15 protein-coding genes and 1 tRNA gene are annotated in these 15,914 nt (G+C 64.8%); 6 read left to right on the top strand and 10 right to left on the bottom strand.

What is annotated here, in order from left to right:
• Window positions 1–7: 7 nt before the first annotated feature.
• Window positions 8–847, bottom strand: coding sequence for an undecaprenyl-diphosphate phosphatase (locus tag QQM37_RS02745; RefSeq protein ID WP_285724788.1), 840 nt, complete (start codon window positions 845–847; stop codon window positions 8–10).
• Window positions 848–960: 113 nt separating this feature from the next.
• Here QQM37_RS02745 and QQM37_RS02750 point away from each other — a divergent pair, with 113 nt between their 5' ends.
• Window positions 961–1,893 (top strand): aldo/keto reductase, encoded by a 933-nt coding sequence (locus QQM37_RS02750; protein WP_285724790.1) that lies wholly within the window; start codon window positions 961–963, stop codon window positions 1,891–1,893.
• Window positions 1,894–1,921: 28 nt separating this feature from the next.
• Here QQM37_RS02750 and QQM37_RS02755 read toward each other — a convergent pair whose 3' ends face one another.
• Entirely contained in the window at window positions 1,922–2,236 is a 315-nt protein-coding gene (locus QQM37_RS02755; protein ID WP_285724792.1) for a hypothetical protein, read from the bottom strand.
• A 39-nt stretch (window positions 2,237–2,275) separates the two neighbouring features.
• Here QQM37_RS02755 and QQM37_RS02760 point away from each other — a divergent pair, with 39 nt between their 5' ends.
• Window positions 2,276–2,521 (top strand): DUF5703 family protein, encoded by a 246-nt coding sequence (locus tag QQM37_RS02760; protein WP_285724794.1) that lies wholly within the window; start codon window positions 2,276–2,278, stop codon window positions 2,519–2,521.
• Window positions 2,522–2,537: 16 nt separating this feature from the next.
• On the opposite strand, the gene QQM37_RS02765 is transcribed toward QQM37_RS02760, so the two are convergent.
• Both QQM37_RS02765 and QQM37_RS02770 read right to left on the bottom strand, forming a co-directional pair.
• On the bottom strand, window positions 2,538–3,671 hold the full coding sequence (locus tag QQM37_RS02765) for an acyl-CoA dehydrogenase family protein (RefSeq protein ID WP_285724796.1): 1,134 nt from the start codon (window positions 3,669–3,671) through the stop codon (window positions 2,538–2,540).
• 12 nt (window positions 3,672–3,683) lie between these two features.
• Window positions 3,684–5,012 carry a M20/M25/M40 family metallo-hydrolase gene (locus tag QQM37_RS02770; RefSeq protein ID WP_285724798.1) on the bottom strand — a complete coding sequence of 443 codons (1,329 nt, stop codon included), beginning with the start codon at window positions 5,010–5,012 and terminating at the stop codon, window positions 3,684–3,686.
• A 248-nt stretch (window positions 5,013–5,260) separates the two neighbouring features.
• On the opposite strand from QQM37_RS02770, the gene QQM37_RS02775 reads away from it, so the two are divergent.
• A tRNA-Leu gene (locus tag QQM37_RS02775) sits at window positions 5,261–5,343 on the top strand.
• Between the two features lie 175 nt (window positions 5,344–5,518).
• On the opposite strand, the gene QQM37_RS14485 is transcribed toward QQM37_RS02775, so the two are convergent.
• From QQM37_RS14485 to QQM37_RS02790, 5 genes are all read right to left on the bottom strand, one after another.
• The gene (locus tag QQM37_RS14485) at window positions 5,519–5,800 is read right to left on the bottom strand and encodes a nitrilase-related carbon-nitrogen hydrolase (RefSeq protein WP_420030121.1); all 282 of its coding nucleotides are present in this window, start codon (window positions 5,798–5,800) and stop codon (window positions 5,519–5,521) included.
• A gap of 172 nt (window positions 5,801–5,972) precedes the next feature.
• Entirely contained in the window at window positions 5,973–6,329 is a 357-nt protein-coding gene (locus tag QQM37_RS14490) for a nitrilase-related carbon-nitrogen hydrolase (protein ID WP_420030112.1), read from the bottom strand.
• 54 nt (window positions 6,330–6,383) lie between these two features.
• The gene (locus QQM37_RS02780; protein ID WP_285724799.1) at window positions 6,384–7,352 is read right to left on the bottom strand and encodes a MaoC/PaaZ C-terminal domain-containing protein; all 969 of its coding nucleotides are present in this window, start codon (window positions 7,350–7,352) and stop codon (window positions 6,384–6,386) included.
• Entirely contained in the window at window positions 7,349–8,698 is a 1,350-nt protein-coding gene (locus tag QQM37_RS02785) for a 3-oxoacyl-ACP reductase (RefSeq protein WP_285724800.1), read from the bottom strand. The genes QQM37_RS02780 and QQM37_RS02785 overlap by 4 nt, the downstream gene beginning before the upstream one ends.
• Window positions 8,695–10,098, bottom strand: a complete 1,404-nt coding sequence (locus tag QQM37_RS02790) for an acetyl-CoA C-acetyltransferase (RefSeq protein ID WP_285724802.1) — start codon at window positions 10,096–10,098, stop codon at window positions 8,695–8,697. The genes QQM37_RS02785 and QQM37_RS02790 overlap by 4 nt, the downstream gene beginning before the upstream one ends.
• 63 nt (window positions 10,099–10,161) lie before the next feature.
• On the opposite strand from QQM37_RS02790, the gene QQM37_RS02795 reads away from it, so the two are divergent.
• The 3 genes from QQM37_RS02795 to gad all read left to right on the top strand — a co-directional run bounded on the left by QQM37_RS02795 (window position 10,162) and on the right by gad (window position 14,520).
• A complete protein-coding gene (locus tag QQM37_RS02795) occupies window positions 10,162–10,926 on the top strand; it encodes a TetR/AcrR family transcriptional regulator (RefSeq protein ID WP_285724804.1) in 765 nt (254 codons plus the stop codon).
• The gene (locus tag QQM37_RS02800; RefSeq protein ID WP_285724806.1) at window positions 10,923–13,046 is read left to right on the top strand and encodes an acyl-CoA dehydrogenase family protein; all 2,124 of its coding nucleotides are present in this window, start codon (window positions 10,923–10,925) and stop codon (window positions 13,044–13,046) included. Before QQM37_RS02795 ends, QQM37_RS02800 begins: the two co-directional genes overlap by 4 nt.
• Before the next feature lie 73 nt (window positions 13,047–13,119).
• On the top strand, window positions 13,120–14,520 hold the full coding sequence (gad, locus tag QQM37_RS02805) for a glutamate decarboxylase (RefSeq protein ID WP_285724808.1): 1,401 nt from the start codon (window positions 13,120–13,122) through the stop codon (window positions 14,518–14,520).
• 89 nt (window positions 14,521–14,609) lie between these two features.
• Here the strand turns inward: gad and glgA are convergent, their stop codons facing one another.
• Window positions 14,610–15,809, bottom strand: a complete 1,200-nt coding sequence (glgA, locus tag QQM37_RS02810) for a glycogen synthase (RefSeq protein ID WP_285724810.1) — start codon at window positions 15,807–15,809, stop codon at window positions 14,610–14,612.
• Between the last annotated feature and the right edge of the window lie 105 nt (window positions 15,810–15,914).

Consider the following 15,914-nt stretch of genomic DNA (forward strand, 5'->3'; position numbering starts at 1 on the left):
TGGGGGCTCAGGCGCTCGCGGTGATCACACCGAAGCCAAGAAGGACAAAGACCACCAGACCCAGGCTGATCCGGTACCAGACAAAGGGGCGGTAGCTGTTGTGGGATATGAACTTCAGGAACCAGCCGATGATCAGATAGCCGACCACAAAGGCGACCACGGTAGCCAGAAGGGTCTCGCCAGCGCCGAAAGGGCCTTGCTCACCAACATGTTTGACGAAGACCTTGAACAACTCATAGAAACCACTGCCGATGACGGCGGGAATGGCCAGAAGGAAGGAATAGCGGGCGGCCGCCTCGCGGGTGTATCCCATCGCCAGCCCGGCCGTGATGGTGCCGCCCGAGCGGGACACCCCGGGGATCAGGGCCAGGCATTGCGCCAGGCCGTAGATCACGCCCTGCTTGACGGTCAACTGGTCCAGGGTCCGTCGGTGTTTGCCCAGCGCATCGGCCACGGCCAGGATCACGCCAAAGACGATGAGCGTGGTGGCTACGATCCACAGATTGCGCAACGCCCCTTCAATCTGTTTCTGGAAGAGCAGCCCGATCAGGATGATCGGCAGTGACCCGATGATCACCAGCCAGCCCATTCGGGCGTCGGGGTCGGTGCGCGGAATCTTTCCGGTCAGCGACAGTGCCCAGTGCTTGATGATCCGGACGATGTCCCGCCAGAAGAAGACCACCACGGCTGCTTCGGTGCCCAGCTGGCTCACGGCGGTGAAGGCTGCGCCAGGATCCGGCAGGCCGATCAGTTTGCCCACGATGAAGAGGTGGGCGCTGGAGGAGATGGGGAGGAATTCGGTGAGGCCTTGGATGAGTCCTAAGAAGGCAGCTTCTAACCAGTTCACGTAATAGACCTTATGTCATCCCGGCACCGGCGCACCGCAGCGAATCCCCGTGACCGTCCGGGTCTGTCTCCGGAAGGGAGGTCGGCCGGTGACTTGCACAGTAAACTGCACCCATGCAGCAGCGACACCTAGGCCTCAGTGGCCTGCGTCTTTCCGTCCTGAGTCTGGGCACCATGACCTGGGGCACCACCACCGAGGATGATCAGTGCCGGGATATCGCCCTCGAGTATCTAGCTGCCGGAGGAACCGTCATCGACACGGCCGCCAGCTATGGCGAGGGGCGTAGCGAGGAAATCATTGGGGAGCTGCTCACCGACGTCATCCCGCGCGATGAGGTGGTCCTGGTCTCCAAGGCCGGCATCTCGCGGCGCGATGGCGTGCGCCGGGTGGACTGCTCCCGCACCGCACTGCTGAATGCCCTGGATAGCTCGCTGAGGCGCCTGGGCGTTGATCATCTGGATCTGTGGTTTGCCCATACCTGGGATGCGCAGGTGCCTCTGGAGGAGACGCTCTCGGCGCTCGACGACGCCGTCACCTCCGGCCGGGTGCGCTATGCCGGGGTGTCCAATTACGCTGGCTGGCAGTCCGCCAAGGCGGCTCAGCTCACTCATCGCCCACTGGTTGCCGCGCAGGTGGAGTACTCGCTGCTGCAGCGGTCGGTGGAGGCAGAGATCATCCCCGCTGCGCTCGATGCCGGACTGGGGCTGATGTGCTGGGGCCCTCTGGGTCGCGGAGTGCTCACCGGAAAATATCGCGGGCAGGTACCTGCTGATTCCCGTGCCGCCTCGGAGCGGTGGAGCGATTATGTGAACCCCTATCTGGCCCGCAAGGCCAGCAGGACCACGGAAGCGGTGGCGACGGCAGCCAAGGGACTGGACCGGTCACCACTTGACCTGGCGCTGAGCTGGCTGCTCCAGCGCCCCGCGGTCACCAGTGCCGTCATCGGCCCGCGAACTGTTGATCAGCTCCGCGCGGCCCTGGCCGCAGGCCTTGATCCACTACCAGAGCAGATCGTCGCGGTACTGGACGAGGTTTCAGCAGGCTGACCGCGGCGCCCTCGACGGAGCGGCCCGGTCAGGCATTTCGGACAGAGTCTGACGCGTCCTCGTCCGCCTCGTCATCCTCATCGTCGTCCGCATTCTCGTCATCTTCGTCATCGAGGTCGTCGTCATCATCCTCGGCGGACTCTTCGTCATAGATGACCAAAGGTGTCACCTCGCCGTGGCCTTCGTAGAGGGCCTCTTCATAGACGTCAAAAGCGTCTGCGATCGCCAGATACGCCGCCTCCACGGCAGGATCGTCCTCCCCTCTCCGGGACATGGCGGCGGCCAGGTGTTCCTCGAGGGCGGTGGTCAACGCAACAAGTGCGACGCGCGCATCTATGCTCATAGTTACGACGTTAGCCCAGTAGTACGGAAATGGGGACAGATGCGAGAAGATTTTCGTTCGCGGATACCCGAAGGCGCCGTCCGTCGGGATCGTGACCTGACGGGCCAGTATGAGTACCTTGTGCTCCATGTCAGCGCACGGGAGAGCACTCAGGAAGCCCGACAGCGCCTCACCGAGCATGCAGAATACGGAAAATGGGAGCTCCAACGCAGCCGACTCTATGTGGGCGGCTCGCGTCAGTTCTGGCTCCGGCGGCGGGTACTGCGCGTCGAACGCACGGCATAGCTCTATCGCCTCAGCCTTACTCCACCGGACCCAGCCAGGCCGAAGCGATCGTGGCGAGTGCCGAGTCCTCGCTCGAGGGGTGGAACTGGCCCGCGAGCACATCACGGTAGAGCCTGCTCAGCTCGTTCCCCCGGGCATACCCGGCACCGCCCACCAGCCCGACCGCGCGTTGGACGACGTCCTGCGCTGCTTCGGTGGCGCGCACCTTGAGCCCTACCAGCCGCGGGAACCACTGGGCGCCCCAGTCCGCCTGGTCGTCCACGGCCTGGGCCACCGCGTCCAGCTGGGGGTAGATGCCGTCCATGGTCAGGGCTGCTCGGGCGAATTTGGCGCGAATCACGGGATCTGCGGAGTAGGGGGCATCGTTTTTGAGCGAATGACGCCGTTGCACCGCCTGCGCGGCAAGCTCCACCGCACGCTCGCCGATGCCGGCGTAGACCGAGGCGAGCAGCGTCTCAAAGCAGGCGAAGATCGCAAAGATCAGCGGGTCCGGATTCGGCCCCACGGGAAGTTTGCGGATGATGCGCTCCGGTGGCACTTCGGCGCCGTCCAGCCGGGTGCTCTGCGACTGGGAGGCCCGCATGCCCAGAGTGTCCCAGTCGTCGTCGATCCGGTAGCCGGGCTGGTCACGGTGAATGAACCCGTGGACGAGTTGCGGCGCTCCGCCTGCCGCCACCGCGCTGGCGTCCTTGCCGAAGATGCCCAGCCTGGTCCAGGCGGGCGAAAGCGACGTGAAGATTTTCTGACCGGTGAACCGGTATCCCCCGTCGTCCTGGGGCTCCGCGACCGTGGTTGAATCGAAAAGCATCGAGTCATTGCCCGGTTCGGAGATGCCGAATCCGAAAATCTCGCCGGCCGCCGCCTCGTCCAGGACGAAGCGCAGCGAGTCATCGCCGCGGGCTGACAGCAGGGAGGCGACGCCCGTCCAGACCAGGTGCATGTTCACTGCCAGGGCGGTGGCTGGCGCCGCCGTAGCCAGCTGGCGCTGTGCCCGGGCCACGGAGCGCAACGTGGCACTGGGCTGCGCGAACTGACGCAGGTACCCAATCTCGCGCAGATCCTCGAGATCTTCGGTGAAGAAGGCGTTCCGTTCGTCGTAGTCCGCTGCCCGTGATCGGAGACGCGCAAGCAGATCCTGGCTCAGTTCCACTATCGGTGCCGGTCAGTACGTGGTCAGCAGGCGCTCAAGGACCCGGGTACCGAAGCGCAGCGATTCAGCCGGGACTCGCTCATCGACGCCATGGAACATCCCGGTGAAGTCCAGCTCTGCCGGAAGCTGCAGGGGCGCAAAACCATAGCCGGTGATGCCTAGGCGACTCAGTGATTTGTTGTCGGTGCCGCCGGAGAGCGTGTAGGGAAGTACGGTCGCCTCGGGATCCTCGTGGTGCAGGGCGTCGATCATGGAATCGACCAGATTTCCGGAGAAGGGAACTTCCAGATCCACATCGTGATGCGCGTAGCTGACATCCACTCCGGCGCCCGCCAGCTCACGAACCTTCTCCAGTACCTGCTCCGACTGGCCGGGCAGCGTCCGCGCATCGATCAGTGCCTCTGCTGTGCCCGGGATGACATTGTGCTTATAGCCAGCGTTGAGCACCGTCGGGTTCGTGGTGTTCTGCAGCGTGGCACCGACAAACCGGGCCACCGTGCCCAGTTCCCGCAACAGCACGTCCGGGTTCTCGGGATCGAACTCGACGCCGGTCAGCTCGGTGACCCCGTCCAGGAACTGCCGGGTGGTCTTGGTCAGCTCAATGGGCCATTCGTACTCGCCAATCCGGGTGACCGCACCGGCCAGTCGGGTGACAGCGTTATCCGTGTTGATCTGGGATCCGTGCCCGGCGCGACCATGAGCCTGCAGGCGCAGCCAGGACAGGCCCTTCTCGGCAGTCTGCAGCAGATAGGCGCGCTTTCCGCCGATCTGTGCGGAGAATCCACCGACCTCGCTGATCGCCTCGGTGGCACCTTCGAAGAGTTCCGGTCGGTGCTCGACAGCCCAGCGCGCGCCCAGCGAGCCACCAGCCTCCTCATCGGCAAAGAAAGCGAACACGATGTCGCGGCGCGGCTTGCGTCCTTGACGGGCCAGCGACCGCATCACGGAGAGGATCATGGCGTCCATGTCCTTCATATCCACCGCGCCACGGCCCCAGATCAGGCCATCGCGAAGCTCGGCGCCGAACGGATCAACACTCCAGTCGGCAGCCGCGGCGGGGACCACATCGAGGTGACCGTGCACCACGAGTGCTCCCAGGCTGCTGTCGCTGCCCGGCATCCGGGTCACCACGGAGGTGCGCCCCGGGGCGGCTTCAAAGATCGTCGTGGACAGGCCGACGTCTTCGATCAGCCCGGCAGTGTATTCAGCGGCCGCGCGCTCCCCGGGGCCGGAATCGTCGCCGAAGTTGGAGGTATCGAAGCGAATCAGCTCCTGGCAGATCCGCACCACCTCGTCTTCAGCCAGGATGCTGTCTGAACCGGAGAGTCCGTCGGTTGCCACGTGGAGTGTCCTTTCACTGAGGCCCACCATCGCCCGGGAACTGCCTCGAAGCGGGCGCGGCCTGCCGTTGTTTTCCTCCAGCCTACTTCGCGGGCGCGCAGTCGTCCCACTGCTTCGGAGAACCGGCCATTTACGCTTTTCAGGCTGGTTCATGCTATGGTTTTTCTCGCTGCTTTTGTGGCTGATCGACGTGTTGGAAGGCGCATTTTAGCCCTCCCCGGAGGTATCGATCAGCTCCAAGATCACCTGCGCGGGTGGCGGAATGGCAGACGCGCTAGCTTGAGGTGCTAGTCCTGGAAACGGGGTGGGGGTTCAAGTCCCCCTCCGCGCACGTTGGGAGGCCCGGTTTTCCGGGCCTCTTTTGCGTTTGAGGCCCGTTGTGGGGCTCCGTGATACTCCGGTGGTTCAACGAGCTGTCACCAGGTCCCGGTTCACCGGGCGCCCAGGCGGGATCTGCTGTCAGGTCCCGGTTCAGGCGACAGCCACGCGGGATCTGGTGACCGCAGTTAGTCCCTCAAAACCGTATTTCCCCTGGCGTCAACCTGCAGCGTGAAAATGTCCGGGCGGGTGTAATGAACGGCTGGGTCGAATGCGAACGTGGCGGCCGCAAGGTCATCGGTCTCGATGTCCACCAGAAGCACGCCTTCGGTTTCCCTCAGTGGCCCGGCCAGCACCTCCCCCAAGGGGCTGACGATGATGCTCCCTCCGTTGATCAGGACCCTTTCCGGATCGTTTTCCCCGGATGGGCTGGAGGTCCGCGGGGAGATCGGAGCGAAGCAAGTACTGATTGGCTCTGATCACGAAGCAGCGCCCCTCGAGAGCAACGTGCTTCATGGTGGCCCGCCACTGTTCACGGTCGTCAACGGTCGGCGCGCACCAGATCTCACCCCCCCTGGTCATACATCGCCTGCCGGTAAAGGGGCATGTAGTTCTCCCAGCAGGTGGCTGATCCGAGAACACCTACCTCCGTGTGTATCGCCTGCATCGTCGAACCATCACCTTCGATGGCGGCCGAGACGATGATCGCACCCAGCTCGGCCGAGAGCTCAGCAAGCCGGTCGGTTTCGGGTCCGGGAACGCTAATGGCCGATTCGGCGTAGCGGCGGAAGGTTTCCCGCCCCTCGGGCGAGCGGGAACCGAAGGTACTGCCGAGTCGAGGCCTTTGGGGTGGCCGCCCAGGAACGCTTCTGGCAGGACCACCAGGAAGGCACCCGCAGAGGTAGCTTCGCGGAGGAACTTCTCCGCCGTCGCAAGTGAGCGCGGGGTATTGAAGAGTGTGGAGCCTGCCTGGGTCGCGGCGACGGTGATTCGCGTCATGTCCTCAACGCTAGCCCGGGTGAGAGCGGGCAGGACGCTGGTCAGCAGCAGTCATCAGCCCGGAAGCGAACCCCCGGAAATTTCCTCCTCCGATGCCAAGGGCTCAATCCTGCCGCTGAAGTTCAGCTTCCCGCTCCGAGGGCTCCAGCCCTGAAACTCGGTCCCCGCCCAGGAACCGGAATCCAGCTGCTCCGTGAAACGCACTGCCACCGATCCTGGCAGGGTCACGGCAGTGGCAAACCCGATGTCCCAGCGGTAGGCCGCCTGCCCGGCAGGCAACGCCGCAGTGAGCGCCCGCGAGGCCAGATACATCCCGTGAGCAATCGTCGTCTTCAGACCCAGGGCTCTGGCACCCCACCGGGTGGTGTGGATCGGATTCACATCCCCGGAAACCGCTGCATAGTCCCGCCCTGTCGTGGCCTTCAGCCTCCAGTGGGCGTTGGCGTCGGGCGCGGTGAAAGGCACCCGGTCATCGGCCGCCTCCGGATAGTCCAGACGAACCCCTCGCGACAAATAGGTGGAGACCCCGCGCCAGGCGAGCTCCCCTGCTGCATCCCGTGCCTCGGCCAGCACATCGAACTGAGTCCCAGCCCGGTGTCTGCGCGGGTTGATCACACGGACCCGCACCTCAAAACTCTCATCGGGGTCGATCCTGCGCCGTTGCTCCACACGGTTGCGCAGATGAATCAGCCCGAGCAGCGGCACCGGGAAGTCGTCCAATGTCATCAGGACCATGGACACCGGGAAGCACAGAATGTGCATCAACCCGGCAGAGACCTCGTCCCGCCCAGCACCGTGCATCAGCCGGTTGAACTCCTCCAGCCGGGCACGGTCTACCCGCACCTCGCTGGCTACCACCACGGTTCCGGGAAACTGCCGGGGGCGACGCAACAGGCCGAGGGCGCCCAGAGCTGCATCGCGCCCAGCCTGGGCATAGAGGGCTCCCAGTTCGGGAACCCGCTGCAGACGCAGCACCGAGGACGGCGCTGCAGTCCCCCCTGCAGTCTCTTCCGGGCTGCTCATTGCCCCACCAGATTCTGGCCGCAGACCCGCACCACGTTCGCACTGATGCCACCGGCCGCCGGACTGGCCAGGAAGGCGATGGTCTCTGCGACGTCTTGCGGCAGGCCACCTTGCTGCAGGGAGTTCAGTCGACGGGCCACTTCCCGGGTGGCAAAGGGGATCCTGGCCGTCATCTCGGTTTCAATGAACCCCGGAGCGACCGCATTGACCGTCCCACCCACCGGAGCCAGCAGGGGCGCCGTCGCACGGACCATTCCGATCACTCCGGCTTTGGAGGCAGCGTAGTTGGTCTGCCCGCGGTTGCCCGCAATGCCGCTCGTGGAGGCCACCGAGACAATATGCGGCTGCTCGCGGAACAGCGGTGAGGCCAGCAGCGCCTCATTGATGGCCAGCTGAGCGGAGATATTGACCGCCAGCACCGAGTTCCAGCGGGCGGGATCCATATTGGCCAGCAGTTTGTCCCGGGTGATGCCCGCATTGTGCACCATGATGTCGAGCCGACCGTAGCGCTGCTGGGCGTGGTCCAGGATCTTCTGCCCGGCATCGGCAGCCGTCACATCCAGTTGAAGCGCCGTGCCGTGAACCGCGTTGGCCACGGACGCCAGGTGATCCCCTGCGGCAGGGATGTCCACGGCGATGATCTGTGCCCCGTCCCGGGCCAGTGTGGTGGCGATGGCGGCACCGATGCCCCGGGCAGCCCCGGTCACCACAGCGACCTTGCCGGCGAGCGGCTGCGCCCAGTCCTCGGGCAGTGTGCCGCCGGTGCCAGCGATGGTCAGGAACTGACCGTCGACGAAGGCGGAGCGGCCCGAGAGGAAGAAGCGCAGCGCACCCAGCACACTGGTCGCGGTGGTGTCGATGCCCTCGCCCAGCACCAGACCGTTCGCGGTGGCTCCGGCACGCAGCTCCTTGGCCAGCGAACGGACCAGCCCGTCCACGCCGTGCCGGCCCGCGCTCTGAGCTGGCGTGGCGGCATCGGCCGCTGCCCGGGACACCGTCACGATCCGCCCGTTGGGAGCAAGGTCCCGCAGCGAGGCGGAGAGGGTGAGAGCAGGCTCGGCCAGGTCGCCGGGGTGCGCAAGCTCATCGAGGACCAGCACGATGGCGCCGAGGCGCTGCTTCGGGGCGGCCACCCGGCGCACGTCCAGGTCCCAGGCCAGGAGCGAGACCGCCAGGGCTTCCGCCCCGACTCCCGTGCCGAGCACCAGCACCGGACCTTCCAGCAGGGGCCTATCCGGGCTGTAGCGACGCAGAATCGCCGGTTGCGGCAGGCCGAGCCTGCGGGCCAGGTCCTTCCCGACGCCCTGGGAGACGAAGCGGGTGTAACCGTCCGCGGGGGCGCTCATGCCTGGGTCTCCTGCTCAGTGGACGTAGCGTCAGTGGAAGCAGCGCCCTCAGGAGTCGGCGCGTCAGACTCCAGAATGGCCACCACACCCAGGCCGCCAGCGGCGCAGATCGAGATCAGGCCGCGGCTGGGCCTGCCCGTCTCCGCTGACTTTTCGGCGAGCATCTTGGCCAGCGAAGCCACAATCCGACCGCCCGTCGCGGCGAAGGGATGCCCTGCCGCGAGGGATGAACCGTTGACGTTGAGCTTGCTTCGGTCGAGCGTGCCGAAGGCACCGGGCAGGCCCAGCCGCTCGCGGCCGAACTCCGGGTCTTCCCAGGCGGCGAGCGCACTCAGCACCGTCGCGGCGAAGGCCTCATGGATTTCGAAGAAATCGAAGTCGTCCAGGGTCAGCCCCTGCCGGGCCAGCAGCCGGGGTACGGCAAAGGCAGGGGCCATCAGCAGTCCGTCCTTGCCGTGCACAAAGTCGACGGCGGCTGCCTCTCCGTCCACCACGCGGGCAAGGATAGGCAGGTCGTGGGCATGAGCCCATTCCGGGGTGCCCAGCAGCACGGCGGAGGCACCGTCGGTCAACGGGGTGGAGTTGCCGGCCGTCATCGTCGCCGGGGTGCTCAGCCGTTTGCCGAACACCGGGGCGAGCTTGCCGAGCTTCTCGAGGCTGGTATCCGCCCGCAGGTTGGAATCGCGGTTCAGGCCCTTATAGGGGGTCATCAGATCATCGAAAAAGCCACGTTCATAGGCCGCAGCCAGGTTCTGATGGCTGGCCAATGCCAGTTCGTCCTGGGCTTCGCGGCTGATCTTCCACTGCGCGGTGGTCAGCGCCTGGTGCTCACCCATCGACAGGCCGGTGCGCGGTTCCCCCGTTCCGGGAGCGTTGGGAGCCAGATCGGCTGGGCGCAACCGGGAGAGGATTTTCAGCTTGGCCCCGGTGGTGCGGGCCCGGCTCAGGTCCAGCAGCGCGGTGCGCAGCTTCTCGCTCACGGCGATCGGCGCATCGGAGGCGGAGTCCACGCCACCGGCGATGGCGGAATCAATCTGCCCGACCTTGATCTTGTTGGCCAGACCCAGCACGGCTTCAAGTCCGGTGGCGCAGGCCTGCTGGAGATCGTAGGCGGGCGTCTCAGCGGACAACGCAGATCCCAGAACACTTTCCCGCGTCAGATTGAAATCCCGGGAGTGCTTGAGCACGGCCCCGGCTGCCACTTCACCGATGTGCTCACCGGCCAGGCCGAACCTGGCGATCAGTCCGTCCAGGGCCGCCGTGAGCATGCTCTGATTGGAGGCGTAGGTGTAGGCGCCTCCAGCCCGGGCGAAGGGAATCCGGTTGCCACCGATGATGACGGCTTCCCGCAGGGTGTTGCTGCTGGAGGACGATGACGTTTCGCGCGACGCTGCGGGCATGAACTGCTCCTGAAGAAGGACGATTGATTACCGATACTTATCGTACCTGATACGCTGGGTACCGTGAATCTTGCACGGACTGAGGTTGAGGCTCCCGAAGCAGCCGGCCCGCTCGCTGTGGACGGCAGGTCCGCCCGATGGGCCAGTCACCGCCAGCAACGACGCGGCGAACTGATCAAAGCCGCACGGAAAGCAGTCCACCGGCTCGGCCCCGAGGCCTCGATGGACGATCTCGCTGCCGCAGCAGCGACCTCCAAATCAGTGTTCTATCGCTATTTTGGCGACAAAGCCGGCCTGCAGTATGCCGTGGGTGAGGTCGTTATCGCGAGCATGCAGGAGGCGGTACTTTCCGCGGCTGAGGGTGCCACCACTCCCCGCCAGGGCCTGAAAAACATGGTCACCGCCTATCTCACGATGGCGGCAACCTCGCCCAACGTCTACGCCTTCGTGACCCAGAATTCACTGGACGGCACCATGAGCAATTCCGGGTCGATGGGGCTTCCGGCAGACCTCAGTCACGCCAGCGGCGCTCTGGGCAGTTTCTTCCATCACATCGTGGCCATGGTGGCGGCCCCGATGGAAGGACAGCTCGGTGGCTCCGCCGCCCCGACCGCCCGATACTGGCCTACCGCCGCCATCGGCCTGGTCCGTACTGTCGGCGAGCTGTGGCTCGCCGATTCCTCTCAGAACCGCCCCGAGGCGGAAACACTCGCCGAAGACATCACGTCCTGGCTGTTTGAGGGCATTCACTCACACGGCGCACTGTCAGCAACCATTCTCTCCACACCCGCCACACCGTCAGTTCCTGAAAGGACAGCTCACCGATGAGTGACCCCACCCAGCAAACTCCAGGCCAGCCGGCAGCCCAACACCCCCGGGCCGCATCCAGCTCCGCCGAGTCGTCCGAACGTATTGACCGTGCCGCACTGACCGAGTTGCTGCTCGGCCAGTGGAAGGATGTCCGGAAGACCTCGCGGGAGCTCGCAGCGCGATCCGAACTGCATAAGGTGGAAGGGCTCGCGTACACCGATCACCGTGAGCGCACCTTCGGCCAGCTGAAGATCCTGGTCGATGCCGGAGCGGTGCACCGCGCCTTCCCGAAGCGATTGGGCGGTTCCGAGGACCACGGCGGCAACGTCGCAGGTTTCGAGGAGCTGGTGACCGCTGACCCCTCGCTGCAGATCAAGGCCGGTGTGCAGTGGGGCCTGTTCGGTTCCGCGGTGATGCACCTGGGTAGCCAGGAGCATCAGGACAAGTGGCTGCCCGGGATTATGAGTCTGGAGGTCCCCGGCTGCTTCGCCATGACCGAAACCGGCCACGGTTCCGACGTCGCCTCCATTGCCACCACCGCCACCTATGACGAGGCCACCGAGGAGTTCGTCATCAACACGCCCTTCCGTGCGGCCTGGAAGGACTACATCGGCAATGCCGCCCAGGACGGTCTCGCTGCTGTGGTCTTTGCCCAGTTGGTGACCCTCGGCGTCAACCACGGTGTGCACGCCTTCTACGTGCCGCTGCGCGATCCGCTGAGCAAGGACTTCTTGCCGGGGATCGGCGGCGAAGATGACGGGGTCAAGGGCGGCCTGAACGGCATCGACAATGGTCGGCTGCACTTCACCGACGTCAGAATCCCACGCACCAATCTGCTTAACCGCTATGGCGATGTCGCCGTGGATGGCACCTACACCTCGCCGATCACGAGCCCTGGACGCCGCTTCTTCACCATGATCTCCACTCTGGTCCAGGGCCGGGTCTCGCTCGATGGCGCGGCCGTCGCCGCCTCGAAAGTCGCCCTGCAGATCGCTGTGACTTATGCGAGCCAGCGCCGCCAGTTCAATGGTGGTTCGGATATCCAGGAAGAGGTGATCCTGGACTACCAGCGCCATCAGCGGCGACTGTTCCCCCTGCTGGCCACCACCTATGCGGCGAGCTTTGCCCATGAAACTCTGCTGCGGAAATTCGATGGCGTCTTCTCCGGTGAGCACGATACCGACGAAGACCGGCAGGACCTGGAGACGCTGGCTGCAGCCCTGAAATCGCTGTCCACCTGGCATGCCCTGGAGACGCTGCAGGAATGCCGTGAGGCCTGTGGCGGCTCCGGATTCCTGGCCGAGAACCGCTTTGCCTCCCTGCACGGCGACCTCGATGTGTACGCCACCTTTGAAGGTGACAACACCATCTTGTTGCAACTGGTGGCCAAACGCCTGCTGGGCGACTATGCCAAGGAGTTCCGTTCGATCGATGTAGGCGGCATGGCCCGCTATGTCTTCGGACAGGCGGCGGATGTCGCCCTGAACAAGACCGGCCTCCGGCAGGTGGCGCAGTTTGTCGCGGATACCGGCTCCGTCCAACGCGCAGCTGAGGCGCTGAAGGACGAATCCAGCCAACGTGCGCTGCTGGAGGACCGGGTGCGCAGCCTCGTCGCGGAGGTCGGCGGTGCGCTCCGCGAGGCGGGGAAACTCCCCCGGGCCAAAGCCTCCGCACTGTTCAACCAGCATCAGGATGAGCTGATCGAAGCGGCACGCGCACACGCAGAGTTGCTGCAGTGGGAAGCCTTCACGGAGGGGCTGACCCAGATCGAAGACCCGACGACCCGCAAAGTGATGACCTGGCTGCGCGACCTCTTCGGCCTGGGTCTTCTCGAAAAGCACCTGTCCTGGTATTTGATGAATGGCCGGATCTCCATGCAGCGCGGTCGCACGCTCGTGGACTACATCAACCGCCTGCTGGAGAAGCTGCGCCCTCATGCGCTGGATCTGGTGGAAGCCTTCGGCTACAGCCAGGACCATCTGCGGGCACCGATCGCCTCTGGCTCGGAGCAGGAGCGCCAGGAGGAAGCGGCCGCGTATTACCGGGCACAGCGTGCCAGCGGGGACGCTCCGGTGGATGAGAAGATCTTGTTGCTCAAGGAGAAAGCCAAGGCCAAAGCTGGGAGCAGCTCGCGCTGAACTCACCATCCATCATGGACGAACGTCACGCCATCGTCCGCTGTGAGGCCCCACCCATGAGGAGAGACCTGCCATGAAAATCCGTCGCGATCCCACTGCCCGTCGTGATACTGATGCCGTCGAGCTGAATCCGCTTTTCGCCCGCCCGGGCGAAAAGACAGTCTTCCCCCGGTATGAGCTCCCGGAGGACGAGTCGCTGCCGGAAACGGCCTACCAGATTGTCCACGATGAGGCGATGCTGGATGGCAACGCCCGGCTCAATCTCGCCACCTTCGTCGGCACCTGGATGGAACGCCAGGCCGATGATCTGTATCTGGAGACGGCGGATAAGAACCTCATCGACAAAGATGAGTACCCGCACACGGCGGACATCGAGCGGCGGTGCTGGCGCATCCTGGCGGATCTCTGGAATGCACCGCAGCCGGAACGCTCCATCGGCACTTCGACGATCGGCTCCTCCGAAGCCTGCATGCTGGGCGGTCTGGCCCTCAAACGCCGCTGGCAGCACGCCCGTCGTGCGCAGGGACTCCCCACCGGGAAACCGAATCTGGTGCTCAGTTCCGCCGTTCAGGTGTGCTGGGAGAAGTTCTGCAACTACTGGGACGTGGAACCCCGTTTCGTGCCGATCTCCGCGGATCACCGGGTGCTGGACGGTCACGATCTGGCCAGCTACATCGATGAGAACACTATCGGCGTGGTGGCCATCCTGGGCGTGACCTACACCGGGATGTATGAGCCGGTCAAGGAGATCGCCGCAGCCCTGGATGCCGTTGAGGCAGAGACCGGCCTGGATGTGCGCATTCACGTTGACGGCGCTTCAGGGGCCATGATTGCACCCTTCCTCCAGCCGGATCTCGAATGGGACTTCCGGATCCCACGGGTCTCTTCGATCAATACCTCAGGCCATAAATATGGCCTGGTCTATCCCGGTCTGGGCTGGGTGATCTGGCGCGATGCCGAGTTGTTGCCCGAGGATCTGGTCTTCCGGGTCAGCTATCTGGGCGGTGATATGCCCACCTTCGCCCTGAACTTCTCCCGGCCAGGCTCGCAGGTGCTGCTGCAGTATTACCTGTTCCTCCGCCTGGGTTTCGAAGGCTACCGCGCCATCCAGCAGGCCTGCCAGGACGTGGCCCGCTACCTCTCCGGGGAGATCGCGAAACTGGCGCCCTTCGAACTCTGGAATGACGGCTCAGACATCCCGGTTTTCGCCTGGCGGTTACGCGAGGGGCACACCACCAACTGGACGCTCCACCACCTCTCGGAGCGGCTGCGAATGAGCGGATGGCAGGTTCCCTCTTACCCGATGCCCACCGATCTGACCGATGTGGTGGTGCAAAGGATCGTGGTGCGCAACGGCTTCACCCGGGATCTGGCCGATGACTTCCTGGCCGATTTCACCGCACAGGTCAACTATCTGGAGTCGCTGTCCGCTCCGCTGCCTGAACCGCGGGAGACCTCCAGCTTCACTCATTGACGCAGCACGCCGGAAGGGGTCCCGATCAGTCGATCGGGACCCCTTCCGGCGTGGATATCCCTGGTCGAATATCCGCTGACAACGCCTGACTACAGCACGGAGCGGTACACCTCAAGAGTGCGCTCAGCAATGGAATCCCAGGAGAACAGCTCAGCCGCCCGGGTTCGTCCGGCCTCGCCCATCTGCCGGGCCCGTTCGGGATTGCTGACCACCGCAGTCAGCGCTGCGGCCAGGTCACTGACAAACTTGTCCGGATCCAGCGGTGTGCCGGTGCCGTCCTGCTTCTGCTCCAGCGGCACCAGAAGGCCCGTGACGCCGTCGTCAATCACTTCAGGAATGCCGCCCGTGGCACTGGCCACCACGGCCGCACCGCAGGCCATGGCCTCCAGGTTCACGATGCCGAGCGGCTCATAGATCGAGGGGCAGGCGAAGACCGTGGCCTGGGAAAGCACGGCGATGAGCTCGTTCCGGGGCAGCATCCGCTCGATCACGATCACGCCGGACTCGCCTCTACTGGCCTTGAGATCCTCGATCAGGGCGGCCACCTCGGCGCCGAGCTCGGGAGTATCCGCGGCACCGGCACAGAGCACCAGCTGAACATCAGCGGGCAGCGACGCCGCAGCACGCAACAGGTAGGGAACCCCCTTCTGCCGGGTGATCCGGCCCACCCACACCACGGACGGCCTGGTCGGATCGATGCCCAGCGAACGGACCACGTCCTCCTGCGGCTGAGGCGTCCACAGCGAGACGTCGATGCCGTTGTGCACCACAGTCACCTTGGCCGGGTCAACGTCGGGGTAGCAGCGCAGAATGTCCTGCCGCATCCCCTCCGAGACCGCGATGATCGCAGCGGCAGCCTCATAGGCGGTCTTCTCCACCCACGAGGACACGGCGTAGCCACCGCCGAGCTGCTCGGCCTTCCAGGGGCGCAGGGGCTCCAGAGAATGCGCGCTGAGCACATGAGGGATGCCGTGCAGCAACGAGGCCAGATGCCCCGCCATATTGGCGTACCAGGTGTGCGAATGCACCAGGTCCGCCCCCGCGATGCGGGGCACCAGGGTCAGATCAACGCCAAGCGTCTGCAGAGCCGGGTTGGCTCCGGTCAATTCGACGGGCGTTCCGGCGGAATCAACCACAGCACCGTGGAAGTCCGCGTCCCGCTCCTTTCCAAAAGCGTGGACCCGCAGGTCCACCTGGCTGGCCAGAACCCGGCTGAGCTCGGCCACATGGACCCCTGCCCCGCCGTAGATGTCCGGAGGAAATTCTTTAGTCACAATGTCGATGCGCACGTTGCATACGCTAGCCCATGGATGAACCGTGATCTAGTGTGAAGGTGTTCGGCGCCACATTTGTTGGAAATGTGGCTTCAGCTCGACGGTGAGCGCCGATTCTGC

The organism is Psychromicrobium xiongbiense (assembly GCF_030271165.1).
Lineage (GTDB): Bacteria > Actinomycetota > Actinomycetes > Actinomycetales > Micrococcaceae > Renibacterium > Renibacterium xiongbiense.